Below are 26,806 nucleotides of genomic sequence, written 5' to 3' on the forward strand. Positions count from 1 at the left end.
TTATCAGCGAGAAAGACTTCCAAATGGCGAAAATTGAAAGACCGCTGTCGCCACATCTGCAGATATACAAACCGCAGATCACGATGGTTACCTCAATAACGCATCGCGCGACGGGTATCGCTCTCGGGGTGGGGACGCTGTTGCTGGCGTGGTGGCTGATTGCAGTTGTAACCGGGCCGAATGCTTACGCTACGGTCACCGCGTTTATGACCTCCTGGTTCGGGCAGATTATACTGTTCGGCTTTACCTGGTCGCTGTTCTATCATCTGTGCAACGGTATTCGTCATCTCTTCTGGGATATGGGGAAGGGGTTTGAGTTGCCGACCATGCGGAAATCAGGCATGGCGGCGATTATCGCCTCCGTCGTTCTGACCCTGCTCACCTGGATCATCGCCTACTCAATGGGAGCCTGAATTATGGGAATGAGAGCCCCGCTTAAAAATGTCCGCGGTCTGGGTTCCGCGAAGGAAGGCACGACGCATTGGTGGTATCAGAAAGTGACAGCCATCGCCCTGATTCCGCTTTTCCTGATCGCTCTTGGCTGTTTCATCAGCCTGATTGGCGCGGAGTACACCCATGTACGCTATGTGCTGGGCCAACCTTTCATATCCCTTGTGATGCTGTTGTTGATTGTGGCGATGTTTTATCACCTCAAACTCGGCATGCAGGTTGTTATTGAAGATTATATTCATACGGAAAGCACGAAAGTATTTCTGTTGCTACTTAACAGTTTTTTCTGCGCAATCGTCGGCCTGGCCTCTGCGCTTGCAATATTGAAGCTGGCGCTCGGGGGATAAAGAGAAGATCATGTCAGAAGCCTATCCAATTACAGAACATAAATATGACGTGGTCGTCGTCGGCGCGGGCGGTGCGGGCTTGCGTGCGACCATGGGCATGGCGGCGGCTGGCCTGAAAACGGCGGCGGTCACTAAAGTATTCCCAACACGGAGCCATACTGTTGCCGCACAAGGCGGTATTTCCGCCTCGCTTGGCAACATGGGCGAAGATAACTGGCAATGGCATATGTATGACACAGTCAAGGGGTCTGACTGGCTCGGTGATCAGGACGCCATTGAATATATGTGCCGCGAAGCTCCGGCCTCAGTGCTGGAGCTTGAACAGTTCGGGATGCCCTTCAGCCGGACTGAAGAAGGCAAGATTTATCAGCGTGCCTTTGGCGGCATGACGACAGAGTTCGGTGAAGGCCCGGCCGCGCAGCGCACATGCGCCGCAGCCGACCGGACCGGCCATGCCATGTTGCATACGCTCTACAGTCAGAGCCTCAAGCATGACACAGAGTTCTTTATCGAGTATTTCGCGCTCGACCTGATCATGGACAAGGATGGCGCTTGCAAGGGCGTGCTCTGCCTCTGCCTTGAAGATGGCACCTTGCATCTTTTCCGCGCGCATATGGTGGTTCTGGCAACAGGCGGTTATGGTCGCACTTTCTTCTCTTGCACCTCTGCACATACCTGTACAGGGGATGGCGGCGGCATGGTGCTGCGCGCCGGACTGCCGCTTCAGGATATGGAGTTTATCCAGTTCCATCCAACCGGCATTTATGGCGCGGGTTGCCTGATCACCGAAGGTGTACGTGGTGAAGGAGGTTTCCTTGTCAATGGTGAAGGTGAGCGGTTTATGGAGCGCTATGCGCCTCATGCAAAGGATTTGGCGAGCCGGGATGTGGTATCTCGGTCGATGACCATTGAAATCCGCGAAGGCCGCGGTGTTGGCCCCCGGAAAGATCATATCTATCTGCATCTTGATCATCTTGATCCGGCTATGATTGACGAACGCCTGCCCGGCATCTCGGAAAGCGCGCGGATCTTCGCCGGCGTCGATGTGCATAAGGAGCCAATTCCCGTTCTGCCAACAGTGCATTACAATATGGGCGGCATTCCCACGAATTATCATGCGGAAGTCGTCGATTTGAAAGATGGCAATCCGGATGCGATTGTCCCGGGCCTGATGGCGGTAGGCGAGGCAGCTTGCGTTTCTGTGCATGGCGCGAACCGTTTGGGATCAAATTCCCTGATTGACCTGGTTGTCTTCGGCCGGGCGGCCGCGCTTCGGGCGAAAGATGTTGTCACACCGGGCGCGTCTCATGCGCCGTTGCCGGCAGATGCCTGTGATGAGGCTCTCGGGCGCCTTGACAAGTTCCGCAATGCAAATGGCGACAGCTCGACGGCGAGTATTCGCGATAATATGCAGCGGGTGATGCAGGACGACTGCGCCGTATTCCGCACCAGCAAGACATTGCTTGAAGGGGTGGATAAAATTAACAAGGTCTGGGATCAGATGCCAGACATCAAGACGACAGACCGATCATTGATTTGGAACTCCGATCTTGTGGAAACGCTGGAACTGGACAATCTGATCCGGCAGGCCGTCGTTTCCATGACGGCGGCAGAGAACCGTAAAGAGAGTCGCGGGGCGCATGCCCATGAAGATTTCCCCGATCGCGACGATGAAAACTGGATGAAACACACGCTCACCTATCACAGCGATAAAGGCGGAGTGAAGCTCGATTACCGACCGGTGCATGATTATACGCTGACGGATGAGATCGATTACATCAAACCAAAGGCACGTGTGTATTAAGCGCGTTAGGAATGAAACATGGTTGAACTGACATTACCAAAAAATTCTCGGGTAGGTACTGGCAAAACACATCCGAAGCCGGATGGTGTGACGAATACCAAGACATTTAATGTCTATCGCTGGTCCCCGGACGATAACCAGAACCCGGCCATTGATACCTATCATGTCGATCTCGATACCTGCGGGCCGATGATTCTGGACGGGCTGATCAAGATCAAGAACGAGATTGATCCGACCCTGACATTTCGCCGTTCCTGCCGGGAGGGGATTTGCGGCTCCTGTGCGATGAACATCAATGGGACGAACACTCTGGCTTGCACCACGGGCATGGATGAGGTGGACGGGGACATCAATATCTATCCGCTCCCGCATCAGCCGGTGGTGAAGGATCTGGTGCCGGACCTTACCAATTTCTACGCGCAATATGCCTCAATCCAGCCTTGGCTTCAGGCGGAAACGCCCTCCCCGTCTAAGGAACGCTTGCAGTCTAAGGAAGACCGCGAAAAGCTCGATGGGCTCTATGAATGTATTCTATGCGCCTGCTGTTCCACCTCCTGCCCGAGCTATTGGTGGAATTCAGATCGGTTCTTGGGTCCGGCCATCCTGTTGCAGGCCTACCGCTGGATCATTGACAGCCGGGATGAGAATACGGGAGAACGTCTTGATAATCTCGAAGACCCGTTCCGGCTCTATCGCTGCCATACCATCATGAACTGCGCAAACACCTGCCCCAAGGGTCTCAACCCGGCCAAAGCCATCGCCGAGATCAAAAAAATGATGGTGGAACGCCGGTAATTGGTTCTGTGAGTTTAAGAAAATTGGCGCTGGATTGAGGCCAATTTGTCGATTAAGTAAGGCCGCTCTTTGTAGCGGCCTTTTTTTATGGAATAAGCCTATGTATGTCCCTCCGCATTTTTCTGTTCCGGGGAAGGAAACCCTGATCCGGCTCCTGCCCGAGGCGAGTTTCGCGCTTCTGGTCTCTGTTGGGGAGGATGGCGCGCCCATCGCCACTCATCTTCCCTTTTCATATGACGCGGATCGCGGAGAGCATGGGACCTTGATTGCCCATATGGCCCGGGCCAATCCACATGGGAAGTTGCTCGAGCAAGGCGAAGTGCTGGTCATTTTTCAAGGGCCACATGCCTATATCTCTCCAAGTTACTACGCGACAGATGTAAACGTGCCGACCTGGAATTATGTGGCGGTACATGCCTATGGCACGCCTAAAATTATCGAGGATGCGGGTGCTGTGCGCCGATTGCTGGAACGGCTGACGTTAGAGAATGAAAGAGAGATGCCAAATCCTTGGAGCCCGGACCAGTTTGATCCAAAACGGCTTGCCGGACTGATGCGGGGCATTATCGCCTTCGAAATTCCCATCGACCGGATTGAGGGGAAAGCCAAGCTCGGCCAGAATAAATCAGCCGAGGATCAAGCCGCCGTAAAGGCCGCCATTGGCGAGCTATGGTAAATTTGCTTCACCGTCGCAAAATCAAACCAACCAAAGACAGAATATATTGATTCAAGTACTACTATGGGGAATATTTTTCCTAATTTTGTAGATAGCCAAGGATTGAGCGATGTCAGATAACAGCAGCCGGACGGTGATGGGTCCCGGGCCAGAGAGTGACAGTCAGGTACGGGTTATTCTCGCCGGATTGGTTGGGAATGTTATGGAATGGTATGACTTTGCCATCTATGGTTATTTTGCCGTTACCATTGGCAATTTATTCTTTCCCTCGGATGATCCTGCAGTGTCATTGCTTTCTTCATTTGGCGCTTTCGCAGCAGGATTTCTGGCCCGCCCCCTTGGCGGGATTGTTTTTGGACGGATTGGCGACATCATAGGCCGTAAGCGAGTGCTAACCCTGTCGGTGCTGGCCATGGCCATCCCGACGACGTTGATAGCTTTCTTGCCAACATATGAAACTATCGGCATTGCCGCGCCCATCTTGATCATTTTACTCAGAATTATACAGGGGCTGTCAGTTGGTGGCGAATATACAAGCTCTGTTGTTTTCCTTGTCGAGCGTGCACCGCCCCGCCGCCGGGCTTTTTTCGCAATTTGGGGCGTTTGGGGAGCTGTTCTCGGGGTTATGATGGGTTCCGCCGTCGGTGACGCGATCTCCACCATCCTGTCCGATGCAGAAATGGCGGATTGGGGCTGGCGTATTCCGTTTCTATTTGGGTCTCTTGTTGCAATTACCAGCTTGTTGGTTCGGCGCACGATTACGACGGATGAAGGCGCGGGCGAAGGTGCAAGCCCGGTAATTAGTACATTTTCTAAACATTCACTTACAGTGGTGAAAGTCGCTGCGCTAAACGTCGGGCAGGCTGTCGCGTTTTATGCTGTGTTTGTCTATGTAGTTACCTATGTCAAGGAAATTGACCATCTACCGTCAGCGACTGCGCTTGACCTGAATACCGGAAGCATGTCGTTATTGCTTGTCCTGTTGCCGATTGCCGCCTGGTTTTCGGATGTATTCGGTCGTCGGCCAATGATGATTACCGGTGCGCTTATCATGACGGCAGGCGCCGTGCCGCTTTTCCTGCTAATTCACTCTACCAACCCCCTCTTCATATTTTTGGGCGAGGTTGGCTTTGCTGTCGGTCTGTCGGTATTTATTGGCGGGCTTTGCGCAGCGAATGTTGAATTACTGCCCACCCATGTTCGCTGTACAGGTTTGGCATTTGCTTATAATGCATCCATTGGCGTATTTGGTGGTTTGACACCACTGATAGTAACGTGGTTGCTAACAGCAACGGGGGATCCAATTTCGCCGGCATACTGGATTGCAGCCGCCGGCGCTATATCACTAATCACTTCCGCTTTTTTCTATCGCGATACACGTGACACAGAATTGGAGGCTTCCAGTCCCTAGCCTGAAAATCTCATAATCTCGGCGACATCTTTAACGGACGAAATTGCCCTCGGATTTGCCTGCACAACCGGATGAGTGAGGGCGCCTGATTTTATCTCTGCGATTGCCTCATCGGATATCCCGAGGGTGCTGAGCTGATTTGGCAAGCCAAGTTTGCCAATAAATTCTTTCAAGGCCCGTGAGACATCTTCGGCGGATGATACTCCAAGAACTTTGGCAATTTTCGCCTGCGGGTCTCCGGTTTCCGGAAGATTATAGGCAAGAACTGCGGGCAGGAAAACGCAGGATGTAACCCCGTGCGGGACATGCCCGATCACGCCCAGCAGATAGCCGAGCCCGTGGCTTGCACCCATGCGGTAACGGGAAATACCTGCCGTTGAGTAATATACGCCAAGCTGGCTATTCGCCCGGTGGACAAGGCTTTCCGGGTCCTCTTTGGTGCCCTGCATGCCGGTATAGAGCAGACTTAGGCCCTTCAGGCAAAAATCAGCAATTTCCGGATCAACGCCCGGGGCGCAGACTGTCTCCACCGCATGATCGACGGCACGAATACCGGTCGAGAGCCAGAGCCGCTCAGGCGTATATTTGCTGAGGGTCGAGCTCAGGATGATGTGATCTGGCAGGAGATAAGCATGCGAAAAGCCGGTCTTTCGATTGGTGATACTGCTGGTCGCACCGGCAATCGGGGTAAACTCCGCACCCGACAGGGTCGTCGGAACGGCGATATGCTTGATCGGCCAGGAGGTAACGGCAAGCTCATGTCCAGTAGAGGTTAGCGCTTCGAGCTCCTCCGCGTCCTTGATATGAAGGTTCGCAACGAGCAGGGCGATTTTGCCGCCGTCGATAACACTGCCGCCGCCAACGGAAAGAAGATGGGTTGCCTCGCTTTCAGATATCGCCTTCGCGAGTTCAAAGACTTTTCCGTATGGCGTATGTTCGGTCAGGACGCTGACGACACCGGCAATTTTTTCACCAAAATTTTCTTTCAGTTCATCGATAACGGGAGAATTCGCGGCGAGAGAACGTGAGATAGAAACCAGAATGCGAGGGTTCGCCTCACTTCCAACAATGTCCGATATGGCCTTCGAGATATTCTGATTGATTGTCAGACGGCGTTTTATATTGGCCATGTCCGGAAATACGGGTTCGGTCATATTTTCCTGCCCTTATTGTTTTGCTTATTTGCTCCCTTTGAAATTATAGGCAGATAAGCCTGAAAAGGATACGGGGGATTACTATTTTCCCATGCGCCCTTTCAGGTAATCTTCCGATCGCATCTCCATCAGGCGCGAGACAGTCCGGGCAAACTCGAACTTTCCGTCGCCTTCGGGATAAAGGTTTTCCGCCTCTACCTCCGCTGAGATAACGAGATTGGCTCTGGCCTCATAAAGGATATCGACCAAAGCGACAAAGCGCTTGGATTCGTTGCGCCGGGCGGCGCTCAGCTGCGGGACATTTTCAAGAAGCAACGTATGGAAATGCTCGCTCAGGGTTAAATAGTCGGATGCCCCCAAGGGTCGCGCGCAAAGCTCTTCGAAGGTAAATCTGGCAACCCCACGGGCGGCCCTCGTTGCCTTCAGCTCCCGGCCCTGCGTCGTCAATGTCTGCGGCGCAAGGTCATATCCTTCCGTCATCTCGGTGAATATCCGATCCATCTCCGCCGCTGCGGTATTATCGAGCGGAGTGAAGTAAACCGGATGCTCCGCCAGCCGTTCCAGCCGGTAGTCGCGGCCGCCAGCCAGATGGAGAATATCGAGCTGCTCTTTCAGCAGCGCAATGAAGGGGAGAAACAGCTGCCGGTTCAAGCCGTCTTTATAAAGATCGTCAGGCACCCTATTGGATGTTGCCACAACGACAACGCCCCGGTCGAACAGCAACTCGAACAGGCGTCCGAGAATCATCGCATCCGCTACATCCGACACCTGAAATTCATCGAAGCAGAGAAGCCATGCCTGCTCGGTAATGAAGTTGGCAAGGGCGATGACCGGATCATCATTGTCCTTGTTCTCCTTTTGCCGTTCTTCATGCATGAAGGCATGGACCTCTAGCATGAAGGCGTGAAAATGCACCCGCCTTTTGTGGGCGACGGGTGCGGTTTCGAAAAAGAGATCCATCAACATGGATTTTCCGCGCCCGACATCTCCGTAAATATATAAGCCCTGAGGTGGTTCGACGCGCGGCTTGCGCGGCCCCAAGCGGAATATATGGGTCCATTTCGTGCTCGTGCCGGGGTCGTAGTTGACAAGACGCCGATGCAGGGTCTGGAGCTTTTCGATCGCCAACAGCTGTATCGGATCCTGCTGGAGCTGCTTACTCGCGATCAGTTTGCGATATGCGTCAAGGGGGCCGGTTACATCAGTCATGAAATGGAAAACATATCGATATTTGAATGTTAGAAAATTGGTGTCTGACACTGATCTGTACAGAGGTGTGCCGTTTCTGGCAACGGCCAGAGGGGGTTTTGATTCATTTTATACGAATTTTTGTCGGAGTAAGGCGTTTCTTAATGGCCATTAATCATCACTAATGCAGTGAACAGAAAGTATTTTGGCGTCCATAAAAAGAGTAATTTCACTGACTGTAAAAAATTGGCGATAATTTTCCACCGCGATCTTGCTCTTGATCGAGAAACGCGTTAGTACCCACAATAATATTCACAAGAGGACTTTCTGTCTTCTCAGAGAGCCCTCCAATCTTAAAGAATTCGGAGAATATAATGGCTCGAAAAAAAATTGCCCTGATCGGCAGTGGGAATATCGGCGGCACCCTTGCACATCTTGCCGGCCTGAAAGAACTTGGCGACATCGTTCTTTTTGATATCGCAGAAGGTTTGCCGCAGGGCAAGGCTCTGGATATCGCTTCTTCCTCTCCGGTTGACCGGTTTAACGCCAACATCTCCGGCGCCAATGACTACAGTGCAATTGAAGGTGCCGACGTCTGTATCGTTACGGCCGGTATTGCCCGCAAGCCCGGTATGAGCCGTGATGACCTGCTCGGCACCAACATCAAAGTTATGCAGTCCGTCGGCGAAGGCATCAAGAAGCATGCGCCGAACGCCTTTGTTATCTGCATTACCAACCCGTTGGACGCAATGGTCTGGGTGCTGCGTGAAAAATGCGGCCTGCCGCACAATATGGTTGTCGGTATGGCGGGTGTTCTGGACAGTGCCCGGTTCCGTCTTTTCCTGGCAGAGGAATTCAATGTCTCTGTTGAGGACGTAACGGCCTTCGTTCTTGGCGGCCACGGGGACACCATGGTGCCGCTGATCCGCTATTCCACAGTTGCCGGTATTCCGGTGCCAGATCTGATCAAGATGGGTTGGAGCACGCAAGAAAAAATCGATGCAATCGTTGACCGGACCCGTAATGGCGGCGCCGAGGTGGTTGCGCTTCTGAAAACCGGGTCTGCGTTTTATGCGCCGGCGTCCAGCGCGATCACGATGGCGGAAGCCTACCTTAAAGACAAAAAGCGGGTTCTGCCGTGCGCGGCGTATGTCGATGGCCAGTATGGACTTGATGGTATGTATGTCGGTGTTCCTTCCGTGATTGGTGAAGGCGGGATCGAACGGGTCGTTGAAATTGACATGAACGCGGAAGAAAAGACCATGTTCGATAACTCGGTGAATGCTGTTAAGGGGCTGGTAGAAGCCTGCATCGGCATTGATCCAACCCTGAAGGGATAGGGGCAAAAATAAAGGGCACACCAATAACCGGTTGTGCCCTTTTTTATGGTGCTATACCGTATGCCCATACTTTGCGAATTACGTGATCAATGAAAATCGATGTCTTTGAATAGCAGCAAAAACGGAAAACAATGAATATCCATGAATATCAGGCAAAAAGCCTGCTCGCAAAATACGGCGTGACCGTTCCCAAGGGCGGCGTCGCTTACACCTCAGAAGAAGCCAAGACAGTCGCGCAGGAGTTGGGCGGACCGGTCTGGGTCGTAAAATCCCAGATCCATGCGGGCGGGCGCGGTAAGGGTGGCGGCGTGAAAGTCGTCAAGTCCACCGAAGAGGTTTCCTCAACCGCAAAATCCATGATCGGCATGCAGCTGGTCACGCATCAGACCGGGCCGGAAGGCAAGGAAGTGAAGCGTGTCTATATCGAGGAGGGTTGCGATATTGCGCGCGAGCTTTATCTCGGCGCGATCATCGATCGCGCAAAAGATTGCATAACCTTCATGGCCTCGACCGAAGGCGGTATGGAGATTGAGGAAGTTGCGGCGGAAACGCCTGAAAAAATTCTGATGGTCAGCATTGATCCGGCGACGGGTATTTCGCCATTCCATGCACGTAAAATTGCTTTTGGTCTCGGGCTTGAGGGCAAGCAGGTTGGTGCAGCCGTCAAATTTATCTTGGCACTGTACCGGGCAATCGTTGATACAGATGCAAGCCTTGTCGAGATTAATCCGCTCGTCATTACCGGAAGCGGCAATGTCATCGCATTGGATGCGAAAATGAACTTCGATGATAATGCTCTTTTCCGACACAAGGATATCGCTGAGCTTCGCGATCCGGATGAAGAAGATCCGGCCGAGCTTGAAGCCGCGCAGTATGACCTTAACTACATAAAGCTGGATGGCAACATCGGCTGCATGGTGAATGGCGCGGGCCTTGCCATGGCTACCATGGACATTATCCAGCTGAACGGCGGCACGCCGGCCAACTTCCTTGATGTGGGCGGCGGTGCGACGAAGGAGAAGGTGACGGAAGCCTTCAAAATTATCCTGAAAGATGAGAATGTGGAAGGTATCCTCGTCAATATTTTTGGCGGCATCATGCGCTGCGATGTGATCGCCGAAGGCGTTGTTGCGGCCGCAAAAGAAGTTGCGCTCAGTGTGCCGCTGGTTGTCCGTCTGGAAGGAACGAATGTGGAATTGGGCAAGAAAATTCTGGCGGAGTCGGGACTACCCATTCTGTCAGCGGATGATCTCGGGGATGCCGCGGAAAAAATTGTTAAAGCAGTGAAGGAGGCAGCGTAATGGCCGTTCTCGTTAATAAGGACACGAAGGTCATCTGTCAGGGTTTCACGGGCTCTCAGGGGACATTCCATTCGGAGCAGGCAATCGCCTATGGCACGAAGATGGTTGGCGGTGTGACGCCGGGCAAGGGGGGCGAGAAGCATCTCGACCTGCCGATCTTCAACACGGTTGGTGAAGCAAGAGAGACAACTGGTGCCAATGCAAGCGTGATTTATGTCCCGCCGCCGTTCGCTGCGGACGCTATTCTTGAAGCAATTGACGCCGAGATTGAATTGATCGTTTGCATTACGGAAGGTATTCCCGTCCTTGATATGGTGAAGGTTAAGCGGGCGCTCAAAGATAGCGGCTCCCGCCTGATCGGGCCTAATTGCCCTGGAGTCATCACACCGGACGAATGCAAAATTGGTATTATGCCGGGCCATATTCATCGTCGGGGCAATGTCGGCATCGTCTCCCGCTCAGGTACGTTGACATATGAAGCAGTGGCGCAGACCACAGCGGCTGGCCTTGGTCAGACTACCTGCATTGGTATCGGTGGCGACCCGGTCAATGGCACCAACTTTATCGATTGCCTGGATCTGTTCCTTGGGGATGATGAGACTGAATCCATCATTATGATCGGTGAAATTGGCGGTTCCGCCGAAGAAGAGGCCGCAGAGTTTCTTAAGGCGTCCAAGTCCAAGAAGCCTGTTGTCGGCTTTATTGCCGGTGTGACGGCGCCTCCCGGTCGGAGAATGGGCCATGCTGGCGCCATCATTTCTGGCGGTAAAGGTGGTGCGGAAGACAAGATGGATGCGATGCGGAGTGCCGGTATTACAGTTTCCGACAGTCCGTCCGCATTGGGATCAACTTTGGTAAGGGTTTTGAAAGGTTGACCTATTATGGTTAACCATTAACTCTTTAATTGGCTTTTAAGGGGGCGGGGCGGTCCCGCCCAATTATACAAAATGTCTCAGCAACTGGATAATTCTTCTTTCCTCTTTGGATCCAACGCCGGCTTCATTGAGCAACTTTACGCGCGCTATCTCGATGATCCTTCTTCCGTAGATACCAGCTGGCAGCAGTATTTTGGCTCGCTGGGGGATGCGGCGGATACGGTCGTTGCCGAAACACGCGGGGCCCCATGGACGCCGTCGAATGGCTTCGAACCCGAGGATGAGTATGAAATTCTCGGGGATGCGGCGAACCGGGCGACGGAACGCTCCATTCAGTCTGGTGCAAGTCAGGAAGATATACGCTTGGCAGCCATCGATACCATCCGGGCCTTGATGCTGATCCGTTCCTATCGGGTGCGGGGGCATCTGAAAGCCAATCTTGATCCGCTTGGACTTGAAATTCCGAAGGAGCATCCCGAGCTTAATCCGGCGACTTATGGCTTTACGGAAAAGGACTGGGACCGGCAGATCTTTCTTGATAATGTCCTGGGCCTAGAGACAGGCAGCATTCGTGACATTCTTGCCATCGTAAAACGGACCTATTGCTCGACCATCGGCGTCGAATTCATGCATATTCAGGAGCCTGATCAGAAAGCCTGGATACAGGAGCGTATTGAAGGCCGTCACAAGGAAGTCTCTTTCACCAAGGAAGGCAAGATCGCGATCCTGCGCAAACTGATCGAAACCGAAGGGTTCGAACACTTCCTGAACGTAAAATATACCGGCACCAAGCGCTTTGGCCTTGACGGCGGGGAATCACTGATCCCGGCAATGGAAGGGATCATCAAGCGCGGCGGTCAATTGGGCGTAAAGGAAATTGTCCTTGGCATGCCGCATCGCGGCCGCCTTAATGTGCTTACCAATGTGATGGCAAAGCCGTTCCGGGCCGTTTTCTCGGAGTTTCAGGGAAATCCTGCCAATCCGGAAGATGTCGAGGGATCTGGCGACGTGAAGTACCATCTGGGTACTTCCTCAGACCGGGAATTCGATGGAAACAATGTCCATATGTCTCTGACGGCAAACCCGTCCCATCTTGAGGCCGTGAACCCGGTTGTTTTAGGTAAGGCGCGCGCCAAGCAGGCGCAGATCGGCCAAGATGTCGGCGGTAAAGTCATGCCACTTTTGCTGCATGGTGACGCGGCGTTTGCCGGTCAGGGGATTGTCGCAGAATGCTTTGGTCTGTCGGAACTAAAAGGATACCGTACTTCCGGCACCATTCATTTTGTCGTAAATAACCAGATCGGCTTCACGACCAGTCCGAAATATTCGCGCTCCAGCCCGTATCCTTCCGATGTCGGAAAAATGGTGCAGGCCCCGATCTTCCATGTGAACGGCGATGATCCGGAAGCGGTTTGTCATGTGGCAAAGATTGCGACGGAATTCCGCCAGCTTTTCCAGATCGATGTCGTCATTGATATGTTCTGCTATCGGCGTCATGGTCATAACGAAGGGGATGAGCCAGCCTTCACTCAACCGCTGATGTACCGGACCATTGCCCAGCATCCGACGACCATGCAGATTTACGCCAAGAAGCTCATTGCGGAAGATGTGCTAACCGAGAAGGAAGTTGAGGGCTTGATTGCTGAATTCAAGGATTATCTTGAGAAGCAGTTTGAGACAGCCAATAGCTTCAAGCCGAACAAGGCGGACTGGTTCGAAGGACGCTGGCAGGGTTTTGAGCGTGCCGATGAAGGTGCGCGGCGGGGCAGCACGGCGGTCCCGATAGAAGAGCTTAAGGAAATTGGCGGAAAGCTGACTAAAGTTCCGGAAAGTCATAATGTCCACCGGACGTTGCAGCGTGTTCTCAAAGCCAAGAAAAAGATGATCGATACCGGCGAAAATATCGATTGGGCGACCGCCGAGGCCCTCGCGTTCGGATCGCTGCTCAAGGAACAGGTCCCCGTTCGTCTCTCCGGTCAGGATTGCGGGCGCGGTACCTTCTCTCAGCGGCACTCCGTCATTGTCGATCAGGTGACGGAAGATCGGTATATCCCCTTGGATAATCTGAGTGAAGATCAGGCCCATTTTGAAGTGATCGACAGTTTGCTGTCGGAGGCGGCTGTGCTTGGATATGAATATGGATATTCCCTTGCCGAGCCGAGAGCGCTGGTTCTGTGGGAAGCCCAGTTCGGTGACTTTGCCAACGGGGCGCAGGTTATTATCGATCAGTTTATTTCAAGCGGTGAATCGAAATGGCTTCGCATGTGCGGGTTGGTTATGCTGTTGCCGCATGGATATGAGGGGCAGGGGCCGGAACATTCGTCTGCGCGCCTGGAACGATATCTGCAGCAGTCTGCGGAGGACAACTGGCAGGTCGTGAACTGTACGACGCCCGCGAACTATTTCCATGTCTTGCGGCGGCAGATCCACCGTAAGTTCAGGAAACCTCTTGTGATTATGACGCCAAAATCTCTTCTCCGTCATAAGCAGGCCGTATCAACATTGGAGGATATGGGCCCAGGCTCCACCTTCCATCGTGTGCTTTACGATAACGAGAAACTCTGCGCGGACAAGGACGTCAAGCGTGTCGTTCTGTGCTCGGGCAAGGTCTATTACGATTTGTATGCCCGCCGTGAAGAACTCGACATCAAGGATACCTACTTCCTGCGGCTCGAGCAGCTTTATCCGTTCCCATATCAGGCGCTGGAGCAGGAAATGAAAAACCTGACCCATGTTGAAGAAGTTGTCTGGTGTCAGGAAGAGCCCAAGAATATGGGCGCATGGACTTTTGTTGAGCCGCATCTGGAAAAGGTGTTCGAAGATTTGAAAATGAAGAAGGTGTCGCGTCCGCGATATGTAGGCCGTAAAGAGTCTGCGTCGACGGCGACGGGGCTTCTGAAAAAGCATAATCTGGAACAAAGAGCATTGGTAGATGACGCGCTTGGCGTCAAATCTGAATAGGAAAGTCAAATCATGACGGTTGAAATTCGTGTTCCCGTGCTTGGGGAATCAGTAACTGAGGCGACAGTCGGTCAGTGGTTCAAGAAAGTTGGCGAGTCTGTCGCCAAGGATGAGCCGCTTCTGGAGCTTGAGACGGATAAAGTCACGCTTGAAGTGAATGCGACTGAAGCTGGCCGCCTCGACGAGATTGTTGTTGCGGAAGGCGAAGACGTTGAGGTCGGTGCCTTGCTCGGTCAAATCGCAGAAGGTGCCGCTGGAAGCGCCGCGGAAAAAGCACCGGAAGTGCCAAAAGAGGAAGCCGTTGAAAAGCCGGCCGAGGCTCCGGCTCCCAAGGAAGAGGCCGCACCTGCCGCTGCTTCGACAAGCGCAACCAAGGTGGAGGTTTTACCTGCGGCACAAAAACTCATCGATGAGAACAATCTCGATGCAGGCAAGCTCCGGGGTACAGGCAAAGACGGCCGGATTACCAAGGGGGATGTGCTTGAGGCGCTTGAAAATGGGGGCGCTTCTCCAGCGGCTCCTGCTCCTGCCACCGCGCCTGCTGCGGCACCGGCGCCGGCTGCTCCGTCCGGGCCACGTGCGGAAGAGGCACGTGAAGAACGCGTGAAAATGACGCGGCTTCGCAAGAGCATTGCGGCACGGCTGAAAGACGCGCAAAACACCGCCGCCATGCTGACCACCTATAACGAGGTGGACATGACAGGCATGTTGGACCTGCGGGCGGAATATAAGGAGTTGTTCCTGAAAAAGCATGGCGTCAAGCTTGGCTTTATGTCGTTCTTCACGAAAGCCTGTATTGCGGCGCTCCAGGAAACTCCGGCGGTGAACGCGGAAATCGACGGCGATGACTTAGTTTACAAAAATTACTACAACATGGGGATCGCCGTGGGCACGGATTCCGGCCTTGTCGTGCCCGTGCTGCGGGATGCTGATCAACTCAGCTTTGCTGAAGTGGAAAAAGGCATCGGCGCACTCGGCAAGAAGGCGCGGGACGGAAAACTCAGCATGGCTGATCTTCAGGGCGGAACATTCACCATCACCAATGGCGGTGTCTATGGCTCCCTCATGTCGTCGCCAATCCTGAACCCGCCGCAGGCCGCCGTGCTCGGTATGCATAAGATTCAGGAGCGGCCGATGGTGATCAAGGGTGAGATCAAAGTTCGCCCGATGATGTATCTCGCGCTGACTTACGATCACCGGATTATTGATGGCAAGGAAGCTGTCACATTCCTGGTCCGCGTTAAGGACGCCCTTGAGGATCCGCAGCGGTTGCTGCTGGATCTCTAATCAATCCAACAGGATACGAGGAACAAAATGAGCGACGAAACATTCGATCTGGTCGTTGTGGGCGGTGGTCCTGGCGGTTATACGGCGGCTATCCGGGCGGCGCAGCTTGGAATGAAAACAGCCTGTGTTGAAAAGCGTGGATCGCTGGGCGGCGTTTGCCTGAATGTCGGATGTATCCCGTCCAAGGCGCTGCTTCAATCATCCGAACTCTTCGAAGAGGCTCAACATAGCTTTGAGGATCGTGGTATTTCTGTTGGTTCCCTTAAGCTTGATTTGAAAAAAATGATGGGCCAGAAAGAAACAACGGTCGATGGGTTGACGCAGGGCATTGAGTTTCTGTTCAAGAAAAACAAGATCACCTATGTCAAAGGCACCGCGACCCTGCAGGGTGGTGGCCGGATTGAGGTGACGGGAGAAAATGCCCAGACACTGAAAGCGAAGAATATCCTGATCGCCACCGGATCAGAGGTGACACCGCTTCCCAATGTAGAAATTGACGAAAAGCAGATCGTTTCCTCTACTGGCGCCCTCGAACTTCCCAAGGTTCCAAAAAAGCTTGTCGTTATTGGCGCGGGTGTGATCGGACTGGAACTTGGAACCGTCTGGCGTCGTCTCGGTGCGGAGGTTACCGTTGTTGAATTCCTCAATCGCATCCTTCCCGGCACGGATAACGAAGTTGCTAAAACTACCCAACGGGTTCTGAAAAAGCAGGGCATTAATTTTATGCTCGGCAAGAAGGTAACCGGCGCTAAAAAGACGAAAACCGCAGTTACCTTGACAATGGAACCTGCGAAGGGGGGCGATGAGGAAACGCTCAAAGCGGATGTTGTTCTGGTTGCGATTGGCCGCCGCCCCTATACGGAGGGGCTTGGACTTGACGATCTCGGGGTTGAGATGGATCGGGCAGGACGCATTGTCGTCGATAGCAATTTCAAGTCGAGCGTGGACGGTGTTTACGCCATCGGTGATGTGATTGATGGGCCGATGCTGGCGCATAAGGCTGAGGATGAGGGCGTTGTTTGCGTCGAAAAACTCGCCGGGCAGAAACCGCATATTGATTACAATCTGATTCCCGGCGTGATTTACACCTGGCCGGAAGTCGCGACCGTTGGCAAGACGGAAGAACAGCTGAAAGAAGATGGGGTTGAGTATAACGTCGGCAAGGTGCCGTTTATGGCTAACAGCCGTGCACGCGCCAACGGCTTTACGGATGGCTTCGTTAAAATTCTCGCCGACAAGAAAACCGATAAGGTTCTTGGGGTTCATATTATCGGTCCGGACGCCGGAACGGTTATTCATGAATGTGTTCTGGCCATGGAATTCGGTGCCTCATCAGAAGATATTGCCCGAACCTGCCATGCGCATCCAACGCTGAATGAGGCAGTAAAAGAAGCGGCGCTTGCCGTGGCGGGCCGCACAATAAACAGTTGACGTTTTTCTAAATAGGTTACCAAAATGAGAGGCTGAAATTTTCGGCCTCTCTTTTTATTATCAAAACCCCCAAGGAGACGTTATGAAGCTCTGTTACAGCGCCCTCTCTCCCTTTGTCCGCAAAGTCAGAGTTACGGCCATTGAACATAATCTGCTGGATAAAATCGAAATTGTTGATTCTGACCATAGCGACATGTTTAAAGGCATCAACCCGGCCAACCCGCTTGGCAAGGTCCCCAGCCTGACGCTTGAGAATGGGGATGTTCTGTTTGATTCCTTTGTCATCTGTGAATATTTCGACAGCATCGGGAGCGGTCCGTCACTGTTCCCGGCTGCCGGACGCGAACGGTGGCAGGTGCTGACGCTTCATGCAATGGCGAACGGGATGACGGACGCCGCCTATCAGCGTCGGGTCGATAGCATCCTGCCGGAAGGGGAAGGCTCTCCCAGCTGGAATGGACGCTTGAAGCTTTCCATGGAAAGTTGCCTCGGCGAAATGGAGAAGCAAGCGGAAAGTTATGGTGATGCCGTTAATATCGGTACCATCGCGGTCGGCTGTGCGCTTGGTTATCATGATTTCCGTTTTGGTGAGGAGCAGTGGCGCAATGGTCGGCCAAAGCTTACGAAATGGTATGAGCAGTTTTCCGCCCGGCCGTCTATGGCGCAGACAGCTCCGGCATAAAATATGAGTACGGCCATTTCCGGGCCCCGGTTGACGTTGGCAATCTGTATTGCCGAAATAGTGGCGATGTCATCTTTCGCCACTTTTCCCGCACTCACTCCGTTTTTCTTCGATCACTGGCAATTGTCAGGGGAGGATGCGGGCTGGATAAACGCCGCCTTTTTCTTCGGCTTTACAATTGTGGGGCCCTTCGCGACGTCGTTGACCGATCGCCTTGATGCGCGCCAGGTTTTCCTTGTCGGCTGCGTGATGGCCCTTGTCGGGGCCTATGGCTTTGCCTTTCATGCAGACGGTTTCTATTCCTCCCTGCCATGGCGGTTTATCTCGGGCGCCGGTCTTGGATGCACCTATATGCCGGGATTGAAGCTGTTGACAGACCGCTTGCCGCCCGGCGATCAGTCGCGGGCTATTGCTTTCTATACGGCAAGCTTTTCGACAGGCTCGGCTGTTTCCTTCCTCCTCGTCGGTCAAGCCGATTTATGGCTGGGATGGGAAATGGCGTTAATCTCGGTCATCGTCGGTCCGCCGATTGCCATGGCGATCATCTTTATTGCGACATCGTCCAAGCCGCTTTTGACGCCCCGGCCCTGGACGCAGATTTTCAACTATGCGCCGGTGGTAACCAACCGTTTCAGCATGGGATATATACTCGCCTATGTCTGCCATACCTGGGAACTGGTGGCGATGCGGTCCTTTATGCTGGCGTTCTTGGCCTACTCTCATGCCCTGACCGACGCGCCCGGCTGGATGGATGTTTCTGTTATTACTGCCGCCGCTGTATTTCTCGGCCTTCCGTCCAGCGTTCTCGGGAATGAGTTATCTCTCAAGATTGGCCGGCAGCGCTCTATCACATTGGTTATGATCTGTTGCCTCGCCTTTTCCTTTACCATCGGTTTTACGGCGAATATGCCGTTCGGTTTTGTTGTTGCGATGGCGGCGCTTTACGGCGTCATGATTACGGCGGATTCCTCTTCCATCACGGCTGGCGCGGTTGGCAGTGCGCCGGCAGATCTTCGCGGCGCGACCATGGCGGTCCACAGTTTCCTCGGGTTTGGGGGAGGCATGATCGGGCCGGTCGTCGCGGGGATTGTACTTGATAAGGCGGGTGGACCGGACTCTACCATGGGCTGGGGCCTGATGTTTATTTCCATGGGAGCGATTACCCTATTAGGGCCGTTCGCTCTTCGCCTGACGAAAAAGGAATAAGCCTCAGGCCTTCGGGTGGGCCTTGTCATACACGGCGAGCAGTTTTTCCGTATCAAGGTCGGTATAACGTTGTGTGGAGGAGAGCGACGCATGACCGAGCAAGTCCTGGATCGATCGTAGATCACCCCCGCCTGCGAGCAGATGGCTTGCAAAGCTATGCCGCAGCGCATGGGGCGTTGCCGTTTCCGGGAGGCCAAGATTACGGCGCAAGGATTGCATTTTCAGCTGGATATTTCGCGCATTCAGCCTTTTTCCCTGACGACCGACGAAGAGCGGACCAGATCCTTTCAAGGGAAAGGGGCATTCCTTGATATACTGGGAGAGAGCGTCACGGACAGCCGGTAAAACCGGCACCATGCGTTCCTTGTTTCCTTTGCCGATAACCCGCATGAAATCGGAAGTCGGACGGTCGTTGAAGCTAAGGGACAAGGCCTCACCTATGCGCAACCCGCATCCATAGAGCAATGTCAGGACGGCAATATCCCGGTGGCGAACCCAGTTTGCCTCCCGCGGGTTCGGGACATCCTGTAACAGCTTTTTAGTATCGTCGGCGGAAATCGGACGGGGCAGCTTCGTTCCGGCCTTCGGTGAGCGCAATGTTTTCAGGTACGGATTATGGAGATGCCCATCTCGTTCCTGACGCTTGAAAAAGCTCCGGATGGAGGAAAGAACACGGCGCAGGGACGTAGCGGTCAACCCTTCCTGCCGCCGATGCGCAAGATAGGCACGAAAATCTGCCGCCCGCAGCCCTTCAAGATCACTCAGGTCCGGCTCTTTGCCGATATGGCCGGTGATAAAGGCCAGAAAATCCCGCATGTCTCTTTCATAAGCCTGAACGGTATGGGGGCTTGCTCGTCTCTCATGAACCAGCCAATTGATCCAGTTTGCAAACGCGGCTGTGAGAGCGGGGCGGGAGGACATGGTTACGCCGGTTTTTGCTCCAGCCACATTTGCAGGCAGGATTGAATGACAACCGCCAGAAACCGGAGGAGGTCGGTTGCCTGATCCTCGCGGAAATGGCCGCTCTGGCGGCTGCCGAATGCGACCATTGCTTTGGCATGAAGGGAGGGCACATCAAGCTTAATCAGCGCATCGGAATGAACAAGATCCTTGGCGGGGCCGTAAATAGCCTTTGATTTAGGAGTGTCCGGGCGCAGAAGGATTACCTGCCCACGCCATGGCGCGCGTTTGATGCTGCCAGCCTTGAGGCGTTGCAAGCCGGTCATATCAGGAAGCGGGATCGGCCCGTCTTCTACGCAAAGCGTAATGACATCAATTTCAAGAAGCTCGGGGAGATCCTGGGTCAGGATATGAACAAAATGCGCAAGGTTGGATGCGCCCAGTACCGCCTGAATGGAGGCGTGGACCATATCTTGAGTATGAATATTGTTTCGCGCAGCTTCGACGAAATCATTCTGCAGGGCAATTAGATGGATCACTTCTTTTTGTAGGCGGCTGACAAGAAAAGACTGCATATCGACAACACCGTCCCCGGAAACACGTTCCGGGGGGATCACCGTCGTAAGCAGATCGGCATTATGTGCCAGGAAGTCAGGGTGATCGATCAGCCAGTTCCGCACTTCCTCATCCGTCAAATGAGGGGCGGCTTCGGCTTTGGTCTGGGCTTTTTTGTCAGATATTTTCGTCACGAAACTTACTCACCTTTCAACTGTTACCCAAGGATAGTCTGGCCCGTTTTCTCCCAATCCGCAAGGAAAGCAGCGAGCCCTTTGTCTGTTAAAGGATGTGAGACAAGCTGTTTCAAGACATTGGGCGGAATGGTGCAAACATCGGCCCCCATCAGGGCGGCATCCACAATATGGGTCGGGTTGCGGATAGACGCGACCAGAACCTCGGTTTTTAAATTGGGGTAGTTGTCATAAATCTGGACGATATCTGCAATGAGATCCATGCCGGTCTGCCCGATATCATCAAGACGCCCGACGAAGGGCGAGATGAAGGCGGCGCCTGCCTTGGCGGCGAGAATGGCCTGTGCGGCAGAGAAACAGAGGGTGACATTCACCTGCGTGCCCGCCCGGCTGAGTTCGGCGCAGGTTTTAAGTCCTGCCATGGTTAGCGGCACCTTCACGGCGATATTCTCGGCAAGTCCGGCAAGCTTCTTGCCTTCCTCCAGCATTGCCGGAAACTCGGTCGCGGCGACCTCGGCGCTCACCGGTCCATCGATCAGGCCACAGATTTCCTGTATAACCTCGAAGAAATCCCGGCCGGTTTTTGCAACAAGCGACGGGTTGGTGGTCACACCGTCCAGAAGACCGGTATCGGCAAGCTCGCGGATTTCCTCGGTATCCGCTGTATCAACAAAAAATTTCATGGGTAATTTTTAAATCCTGATGCTAATCACTGGTTCGAAATGCCAGAATAGTCTATCGCATAGATATGAGCAGCACAATTAAACATCGCCGCGTTCGTGTTCTTCTACCCCTCTCAATCGGGGATGTATATGACTACCGCGCCCCAGATTCCCTTAACGTTGAAATCGGGCATTTTGTGACTGTTCCTCTTGGCAGGAGAGAGGTAACCGGCGTGGTCTGGGAAGAGGCGGTTAATTCCGATCTCGCCGAGGACCGCATGAAGGATATCATCGGCGTTCTACCCTGTGAAAAGCTCCCGCCGGAAAGCCTGAAATTCATCGACTGGGTCGCGCAGTATACCATGCAGCAACGCGGGCGCGTGCTCCGCATGGCGATGAGCGTGCCGGACGCCCTTTATCCGAAAGCGCCGCGCATCGGATACCGCTTTACGGGAGAGATGCCGGAAAAACTGACGTCGGCACGGCGTAGGGTCCTGGACGTAGTGTCGGACGGCGGAGCGCATACAGCGACCGATCTCGCGGCAATTGCCGGGGTGAGCACGTCTGTCATCAAGGGGCTTGCCGACAAGGGCGCTCTTGAGGCTGTGGACCTGCCTGCGGAAACTCCGCTCCAGCCGGCGGATTGGCAACATGCCGCTTTTGATCTTTCTCCTGATCAACTGACCGCGGCGAAAGCCCTGATCTCATCTGTCGCTGATGACAGCTTCCATGTTGCCCTTCTGGAGGGCGTGACGGGGTCTGGTAAAACCGAGGTTTACTTTGAAGCCATTGCGGCTTGTTTAAAGGAAGGGCGGCAGGCATTGGTACTGCTCCCGGAGATTGCCCTGACCGCGCAGTGGCTTTCGCGATTCGAAGATCGTTTCGGCGCGCAGCCGGTGGAATGGCATTCGGACCTGAGCCAGTCAATACGCCGCCGCAACTGGCGCGCGGTTATTGAAGGGCGCGCCGATATCGTCGTCGGCGCAAGATCGGCGCTGTTCCTTCCTTTTGCAAAGCTTGGGCTTATCGTTGTGGATGAGGAGCATGAAACCTCCTTCAAGCAGGATGAAGGCGTTCCTTATAACGCGCGGGACATGGCCGTGGTGCGCGGCAAAATAGGTGGTTGCCCCGTTGTACTCGCGTCGGCGACGCCATCGCTCGAAAGCCTGATAAATGCTCGCTCCGGAAAATATGAGCATCTCCAACTGCCATCCCGCTATGGCGGGGCGGCGCTTCCGGATGTTAACATCATTGACCTTAAGCAGCATAAACTGGGATCGCAGCGCTGGATATCGGACCCACTCCGTGAGGCGATGGAGGAAACCCTGTCAAAAGGACAGCAGGTTATGCTGTTCCTCAACCGGCGCGGCTACGCTCCGCTGACCCTCTGCGATACATGTGGCCACAGATTACAATGCCCGCATTGCAGCGCCTGGCTGGTGGAGCATCGATTGATGAAGCGCTTGCAATGCCATCATTGCGGATTTACGACCGGGCTGCCAAAATCCTGCAGTGAATGTGGCGCTGAGGATAGCTTCAAGGCATGCGGGCCGGGCATTGAACGGCTGGTGGAGGAGGCAGAGGCCCTGTTTCCGGGTCGGCGGATTGCGATGATGGCGAGTGATACAATCTCAAGCCCGCGCGCGGCGGCGGAATTTGTCGCGGCCATGGACCGCGGAGAGATTGAAATCCTGATCGGGACGCAAATCGTCGCAAAGGGGTATCATTTTCCAAATTTGACGTTGGTCGGAATTGTGGATGCGGATCTTGGTCTTGCGGGCGGAGATTTACGTGCGGCCGAGCGAACCTACCAGCTTCTCTCGCAAGTTACCGGGCGCGCCGGGCGCGAATCCATTGCCGGGAAAGTGTATCTGCAATCGTATCTGCCGGAGCATCCGGTTATCGAGGCGATCGCCCGACAGGAGGGAGAAGCTTTTTTCAAGCTGGAGGCTGAGGGCCGGGAGAGCGCAGGCATGCCCCCTTATGGCCGCCTAGCCGCGCTGATTCTATCCAGTGCAAATGCCGAATCAGTGGCCAGTTTTGCGACAGAACTGGCGAGGCAGGCTCCGATGGGCGAGAAAATTGCCGTGCTGGGACCCGCACCGGCGCCGTTGTCCATGATCCGGGGGCGGCATCGGTACCGATTTTTAATCAAATGCACAAAAGATGTTCATATCCAGTCGGTTCTTGGAAAATGGCTGCAAGGGCGCAAAGTTCCGAACAATATCCGGCTGCAGATTGATATAGACCCGTATAATTTCATGTAAAAATGGGGTTTCCCGGTTGGCCGAACCGCAAAACTGAAATTTTGGTGAATAAACTGGTGTGCAGCATATTGCCACCCGGAATTCCCTGTGCTAATAACCCCGTGCCTTGACGATGGGGACCTGAAAGGGTGCCCATACGGGAGGGGGATTTCAATTTTGTCGGACGTATTTCGCGTCCTTTTTCAGGTCTGGGGATCGTTTCTTGTCAGCTGAGAACATAACAGTTTCCGGTATCGCGGGTCGTTATGCAACGGCTCTGTTTGATTTGGCTTTGTCAGCCAAAGAACTGGACGCCGTCGCCAGCGACCTGGCGACACTCAAATCAATGATGGATGAGAATAAAGATCTCGCCCGTCTTGTTAAAAGCCCGATTATCAGCCGCGCCGATCAGGCGCGTGCGATGGGCGCCGTTCTTGAAAAGCTGGGAGTTAGCGATCTGGTCCGCCGGTTCATCGGAACCGTTGCGCAGAACCGTCGGCTTTTTGCGCTGCCCGGCATGATCGAGGCCTATAATCAATTGCTTGCGGCTGAGCGGGGCGAAGTTGTCGCCCGTGTCAGCTCCGCAAAGAAACTCAGTGAAAGTCAGCTAAACGCTGTGTCATCGGCTCTTAAATCTGCCATCGGCAGTGATGTCAGTCTCGAATCAGATGTTGATGAGAGCCTGATCGGGGGCCTGGTAATAAAGGTTGGTTCACGTATGGTCGATAATTCGATCCGAACTAAACTTCAGAATCTTAAGTTTGCGATGAAAGGGGTTGGGTGATGGACATCCGCGCCGCAGAAATTTCCGAAATTCTTAAACAACAGATTGCGGGTTTTGACACGCAAGCTGAAGTCTCAGAAGTTGGCCAGGTGCTCTCCGTCGGTGACGGTGTGGCCCGCGTATATGGCCTGGACAATATTCAGGCCGGTGAAATGGTCGAATTTCCAGGCGGTATTAAGGGGCTGGCCCTCAACCTTGAAACCGACAATGTCGGCGTCGTGATTTTCGGTTCCGACCGGGACATCCGCGAAGGCGACACGGTGAAGCGGACGGGCGCGATTGTTGAAACCGGTGTCGGCAAAGGCTTGTTGGGCCGCGTTGTTGACGGTCTTGGTAACCCCATTGATGGTAAGGGTCCGATCGATGCCACTGAAACCCGCCGGGTTGATGTTAAGGCACCGGGTATCATGCCACGTAAATCCGTGCATGAGCCAATGATGACGGGTCTGAAGGCTATCGACAGCCTCGTGCCGGTTGGGCGTGGCCAGCGTGAGCTGATCATTGGTGACCGCCAGACCGGCAAGACGGCCGTTGCGGTTGACGCTATTCTCAATCAGAAGTCTGTCAACTCTTCGGATGATGAAAGCAAGAAACTCTATTGCGTTTATGTCGTAATCGGGCAAAAGCGGTCCACGGTTGCGCAGGTGGTGAAGACGCTTGAAGAAAATGGCGCGCTGGAATATTCCATCGTTGTCGCCGCCACTGCCTCCGATCCGGCACCGCTGCAGTATCTCGCACCTTTCACCGGTTGCGCCATGGCGGAATATTTCCGTGATAACGGCATGCATTCCCTGATCATTTATGATGATTTGTCGAAACAGGCCGTTGCGTATCGGCAGATGTCCCTGCTGCTTCGCCGTCCGCCGGGACGTGAAGCTTATCCGGGTGACGTTTTCTATCTTCATTCCCGCCTGTTGGAGCGTTCCGCTAAGCTGAACGAAGACAATGGCTCCGGTTCCATGACCGCCCTGCCGGTTATTGAAACACAGGCCGGTGACGTATCGGCCTATATCCCGACTAACGTGATCTCCATTACGGACGGTCAGATCTTCCTGGAAACGGAACTGTTCTATCAGGGTATTCGCCCAGCCATTAACGTTGGTCTGTCGGTCTCTCGTGTGGGTTCATCCGCCCAGACGAAAGCCATGAAGCAGGTTTCAGGCTCCATTAAACTGGAGTTGGCGCAGTATCGTGAAATGGCGGCCTTCGCCCAGTTTGGTTCTGACCTTGACGCGGCAACCCAGCGGTTGCTGGCGCGCGGCGCACGCCTGACTGAGTTGTTGAAGCAGCCACAATACAGCCCGCTCACGATGGAAGAGCAAGTCGTCGTGATCTTCGCCGGTGTGCGGGGCTATCTTGACGGCATCGCAGTCGGTCAGATTGGTGACTTCGAAAAACAGCTTCTCTCTGAAATGCACGCCAAGCATCAGGATCTCTTGGATACCATCCTGAAGGAAAGCGCGCTGTCCAGTGAAAGCGAAGCGAAGTTGAACGACATTCTTGACGGCTTCTCGAAGACGTTTGCGTAAAAATTGAGCTTAGGAAAGGGATAGCCGTAACATGGCGAACCTTAAGGAACTCAAAAATCGGATCGGCAGCGTTAAATCGACGCAGAAGATCACCAAAGCCATGAAGATGGTGGCGGCGGCAAAGCTCCGGCATGCGGAAGAAGCCGCGAATGCCGCGCGCCCTTATGCTGAGCGTATGGACGGCATGATGGCGTCGCTTGCGAGCGGAATGGTTGGCCGTGATGATGCGCCGAAGCTACTGGCGGGTACGGGGGCTGATCAGCGGCACTTGATCATTGCCGCAACCGGGGAACGTGGTCTTTGTGGCGGGTTCAACAACTCGATTGCCAAAGCGGTTTCGCAGCGGGTCGATAAGCTTGTTGCAACGGGCAAGGATGTCAAAATCCTCTGCGTTGGTAAAAAGGGGCGTGATGCCCTCAAACGGAAATACGGACATCTGATCATCGATCTGGTGGATCTTTCCGGCTCCAAACGGATCGGGTTCAGCGATGCCTTGCCGATTGCGCAGCGTGTCTTGGGCATGTTTGATGCCGGTGAGTTTGACGTCTGCACGATTTTTTACGCGAAGTTTGTCTCGGTCATGACACAGGAAGTTCAGGGACAGCAGATTATTCCTGCATCCGTGCCTGAAAGTGCCGCGACAGAGACAAGTGACGTTGTTTACGAATATGAGCCGGATGAGGAGGAAATTCTCGCAGAATTGCTGCCTCGGAATCTGGCAGTGCAGATTTTTCGGGCACTTCTCGAAAACTCCGCCTCTGAGCAAGGTGCGCGTATGTCGGCAATGGAAAATGCAACACGTAATGCCGGGGAAATGATCGATAAATTAACCCTGCAATATAACCGTGAACGCCAGGCGGCGATCACGAGTGAACTAATTGAAATTATCTCCGGTGCGGAAGCTCTCTAGCTTTTCCTCCGATTGTTAAGAACTGAAGTGACCCTGTAGGGAGCATGAAAATGGCTAAAAGTGTCGGCAAAATCACCCAGGTGTTGGGCGCCGTCGTGGACGTACAATTTGATGGGGA

The 26,806-nt window shown here is 53.8% G+C and carries 23 protein-coding genes; 18 read left to right on the top strand and 5 right to left on the bottom strand.

The window, feature by feature from the left end:
• Positions 1-23 precede the first annotated feature (23 nt).
• The 6 genes from sdhC (at position 24) to P1U71_RS04005 (ending at position 5,483) form a co-directional block, all read left to right on the top strand.
• Positions 24-413, top strand: coding sequence for a succinate dehydrogenase, cytochrome b556 subunit (sdhC, locus tag P1U71_RS03980; RefSeq protein ID WP_367281118.1), 390 nt, complete (start codon positions 24-26; stop codon positions 411-413).
• Between the two features lie 3 nt (positions 414-416).
• Positions 417-797 (top strand): succinate dehydrogenase, hydrophobic membrane anchor protein, encoded by a 381-nt coding sequence (gene sdhD, locus P1U71_RS03985; RefSeq protein WP_301104258.1) that lies wholly within the window; start codon positions 417-419, stop codon positions 795-797.
• Positions 798-807: 10 nt separating this feature from the next.
• Positions 808-2,601, top strand: coding sequence for a succinate dehydrogenase flavoprotein subunit (sdhA, locus tag P1U71_RS03990; protein WP_301104260.1), 1,794 nt, complete (start codon positions 808-810; stop codon positions 2,599-2,601).
• An 18-nt stretch (positions 2,602-2,619) separates the two neighbouring features.
• The gene (locus tag P1U71_RS03995; protein WP_301104261.1) at positions 2,620-3,396 is read left to right on the top strand and encodes a succinate dehydrogenase iron-sulfur subunit; all 777 of its coding nucleotides are present in this window, start codon (positions 2,620-2,622) and stop codon (positions 3,394-3,396) included.
• 100 nt (positions 3,397-3,496) lie between these two features.
• Positions 3,497-4,072 (top strand): FMN-binding negative transcriptional regulator, encoded by a 576-nt coding sequence (locus P1U71_RS04000; RefSeq protein ID WP_301104262.1) that lies wholly within the window; start codon positions 3,497-3,499, stop codon positions 4,070-4,072.
• A 136-nt stretch (positions 4,073-4,208) separates the two neighbouring features.
• Positions 4,209-5,483 (top strand): MFS transporter, encoded by a 1,275-nt coding sequence (locus P1U71_RS04005; protein ID WP_301104283.1) that lies wholly within the window; start codon positions 4,209-4,211, stop codon positions 5,481-5,483.
• Here P1U71_RS04005 and P1U71_RS04010 read toward each other — a convergent pair.
• Together P1U71_RS04010 and zapE are read right to left on the bottom strand one after the other, a co-directional pair.
• Positions 5,480-6,637 (bottom strand): iron-containing alcohol dehydrogenase, encoded by a 1,158-nt coding sequence (locus P1U71_RS04010; RefSeq protein WP_301104263.1) that lies wholly within the window; start codon positions 6,635-6,637, stop codon positions 5,480-5,482. The two genes, P1U71_RS04005 and P1U71_RS04010, sit on opposite strands and share 4 nt — an antisense overlap.
• A gap of 81 nt (positions 6,638-6,718) precedes the next feature.
• On the bottom strand, positions 6,719-7,846 hold the full coding sequence (zapE, locus tag P1U71_RS04015) for a cell division protein ZapE (RefSeq protein WP_301104264.1): 1,128 nt from the start codon (positions 7,844-7,846) through the stop codon (positions 6,719-6,721).
• Positions 7,847-8,199: 353 nt separating this feature from the next.
• Here zapE and mdh point away from each other — a divergent pair, with 353 nt between their 5' ends.
• From mdh to P1U71_RS04055, 8 genes are all read left to right on the top strand, one after another.
• Entirely contained in the window at positions 8,200-9,165 is a 966-nt protein-coding gene (gene mdh / locus P1U71_RS04020; RefSeq protein WP_301104265.1) for a malate dehydrogenase, read from the top strand.
• Positions 9,166-9,296: 131 nt separating this feature from the next.
• A complete protein-coding gene (gene sucC, locus P1U71_RS04025; RefSeq protein WP_301104266.1) occupies positions 9,297-10,466 on the top strand; it encodes an ADP-forming succinate--CoA ligase subunit beta in 1,170 nt (389 codons plus the stop codon).
• Entirely contained in the window at positions 10,466-11,341 is an 876-nt protein-coding gene (gene sucD, locus P1U71_RS04030; RefSeq protein ID WP_301104267.1) for a succinate--CoA ligase subunit alpha, read from the top strand. The genes sucC and sucD overlap by 1 nt, the downstream gene beginning before the upstream one ends.
• 72 nt (positions 11,342-11,413) lie before the next feature.
• The gene (locus P1U71_RS04035; RefSeq protein WP_301104268.1) at positions 11,414-14,302 is read left to right on the top strand and encodes a 2-oxoglutarate dehydrogenase E1 component; all 2,889 of its coding nucleotides are present in this window, start codon (positions 11,414-11,416) and stop codon (positions 14,300-14,302) included.
• A 12-nt stretch (positions 14,303-14,314) separates the two neighbouring features.
• Entirely contained in the window at positions 14,315-15,589 is a 1,275-nt protein-coding gene (gene odhB / locus P1U71_RS04040) for a 2-oxoglutarate dehydrogenase complex dihydrolipoyllysine-residue succinyltransferase (protein WP_301104269.1), read from the top strand.
• Between the two features lie 27 nt (positions 15,590-15,616).
• Positions 15,617-17,020: a dihydrolipoyl dehydrogenase gene (gene lpdA / locus P1U71_RS04045; RefSeq protein ID WP_301104270.1), complete on the top strand. Its 1,404-nt coding sequence runs from the start codon at positions 15,617-15,619 to the stop codon at positions 17,018-17,020.
• Positions 17,021-17,102: 82 nt separating this feature from the next.
• The gene (locus tag P1U71_RS04050) at positions 17,103-17,702 is read left to right on the top strand and encodes a glutathione S-transferase N-terminal domain-containing protein (protein ID WP_301104271.1); all 600 of its coding nucleotides are present in this window, start codon (positions 17,103-17,105) and stop codon (positions 17,700-17,702) included.
• Positions 17,703-17,705: 3 nt separating this feature from the next.
• Positions 17,706-18,908, top strand: a complete 1,203-nt coding sequence (locus tag P1U71_RS04055; protein ID WP_301104272.1) for an MFS transporter — start codon at positions 17,706-17,708, stop codon at positions 18,906-18,908.
• Positions 18,909-18,911: 3 nt separating this feature from the next.
• Here P1U71_RS04055 and P1U71_RS04060 read toward each other — a convergent pair whose 3' ends face one another.
• The 3 genes from P1U71_RS04060 to fsa are packed head-to-tail and all read right to left on the bottom strand — an operon-like array spanning position 18,912 to position 21,240.
• Positions 18,912-19,829, bottom strand: coding sequence for a tyrosine recombinase XerC (locus P1U71_RS04060; protein WP_301104273.1), 918 nt, complete (start codon positions 19,827-19,829; stop codon positions 18,912-18,914).
• Between the two features lie 2 nt (positions 19,830-19,831).
• Entirely contained in the window at positions 19,832-20,557 is a 726-nt protein-coding gene (locus P1U71_RS04065; protein ID WP_301104274.1) for a DUF484 family protein, read from the bottom strand.
• Positions 20,558-20,580: 23 nt separating this feature from the next.
• Entirely contained in the window at positions 20,581-21,240 is a 660-nt protein-coding gene (gene fsa, locus P1U71_RS04070; RefSeq protein ID WP_301104275.1) for a fructose-6-phosphate aldolase, read from the bottom strand.
• Positions 21,241-21,305: 65 nt separating this feature from the next.
• On the opposite strand from fsa, the gene P1U71_RS04075 reads away from it, so the two are divergent.
• From P1U71_RS04075 to P1U71_RS04090, 4 genes are all read left to right on the top strand, one after another.
• Positions 21,306-23,486: a primosomal protein N' gene (locus P1U71_RS04075; protein WP_301104276.1), complete on the top strand. Its 2,181-nt coding sequence runs from the start codon at positions 21,306-21,308 to the stop codon at positions 23,484-23,486.
• A 202-nt stretch (positions 23,487-23,688) separates the two neighbouring features.
• Positions 23,689-24,249, top strand: coding sequence for a F0F1 ATP synthase subunit delta (locus P1U71_RS04080; RefSeq protein WP_301104277.1), 561 nt, complete (start codon positions 23,689-23,691; stop codon positions 24,247-24,249).
• Complete coding sequence (atpA, locus tag P1U71_RS04085) at positions 24,249-25,778, top strand: F0F1 ATP synthase subunit alpha (protein ID WP_301104278.1); 1,530 nt, start codon at positions 24,249-24,251, stop codon at positions 25,776-25,778. Before P1U71_RS04080 ends, atpA begins: the two co-directional genes overlap by 1 nt.
• Positions 25,779-25,809: 31 nt before the next feature.
• Entirely contained in the window at positions 25,810-26,688 is an 879-nt protein-coding gene (locus P1U71_RS04090; protein ID WP_301104279.1) for a F0F1 ATP synthase subunit gamma, read from the top strand.
• Positions 26,689-26,806: the final 118 nt, after the last annotated feature.

It is taken from the genome of Sneathiella sp. (assembly GCF_029233945.1).
GTDB lineage: Bacteria > Pseudomonadota > Alphaproteobacteria > Sneathiellales > Sneathiellaceae > Sneathiella.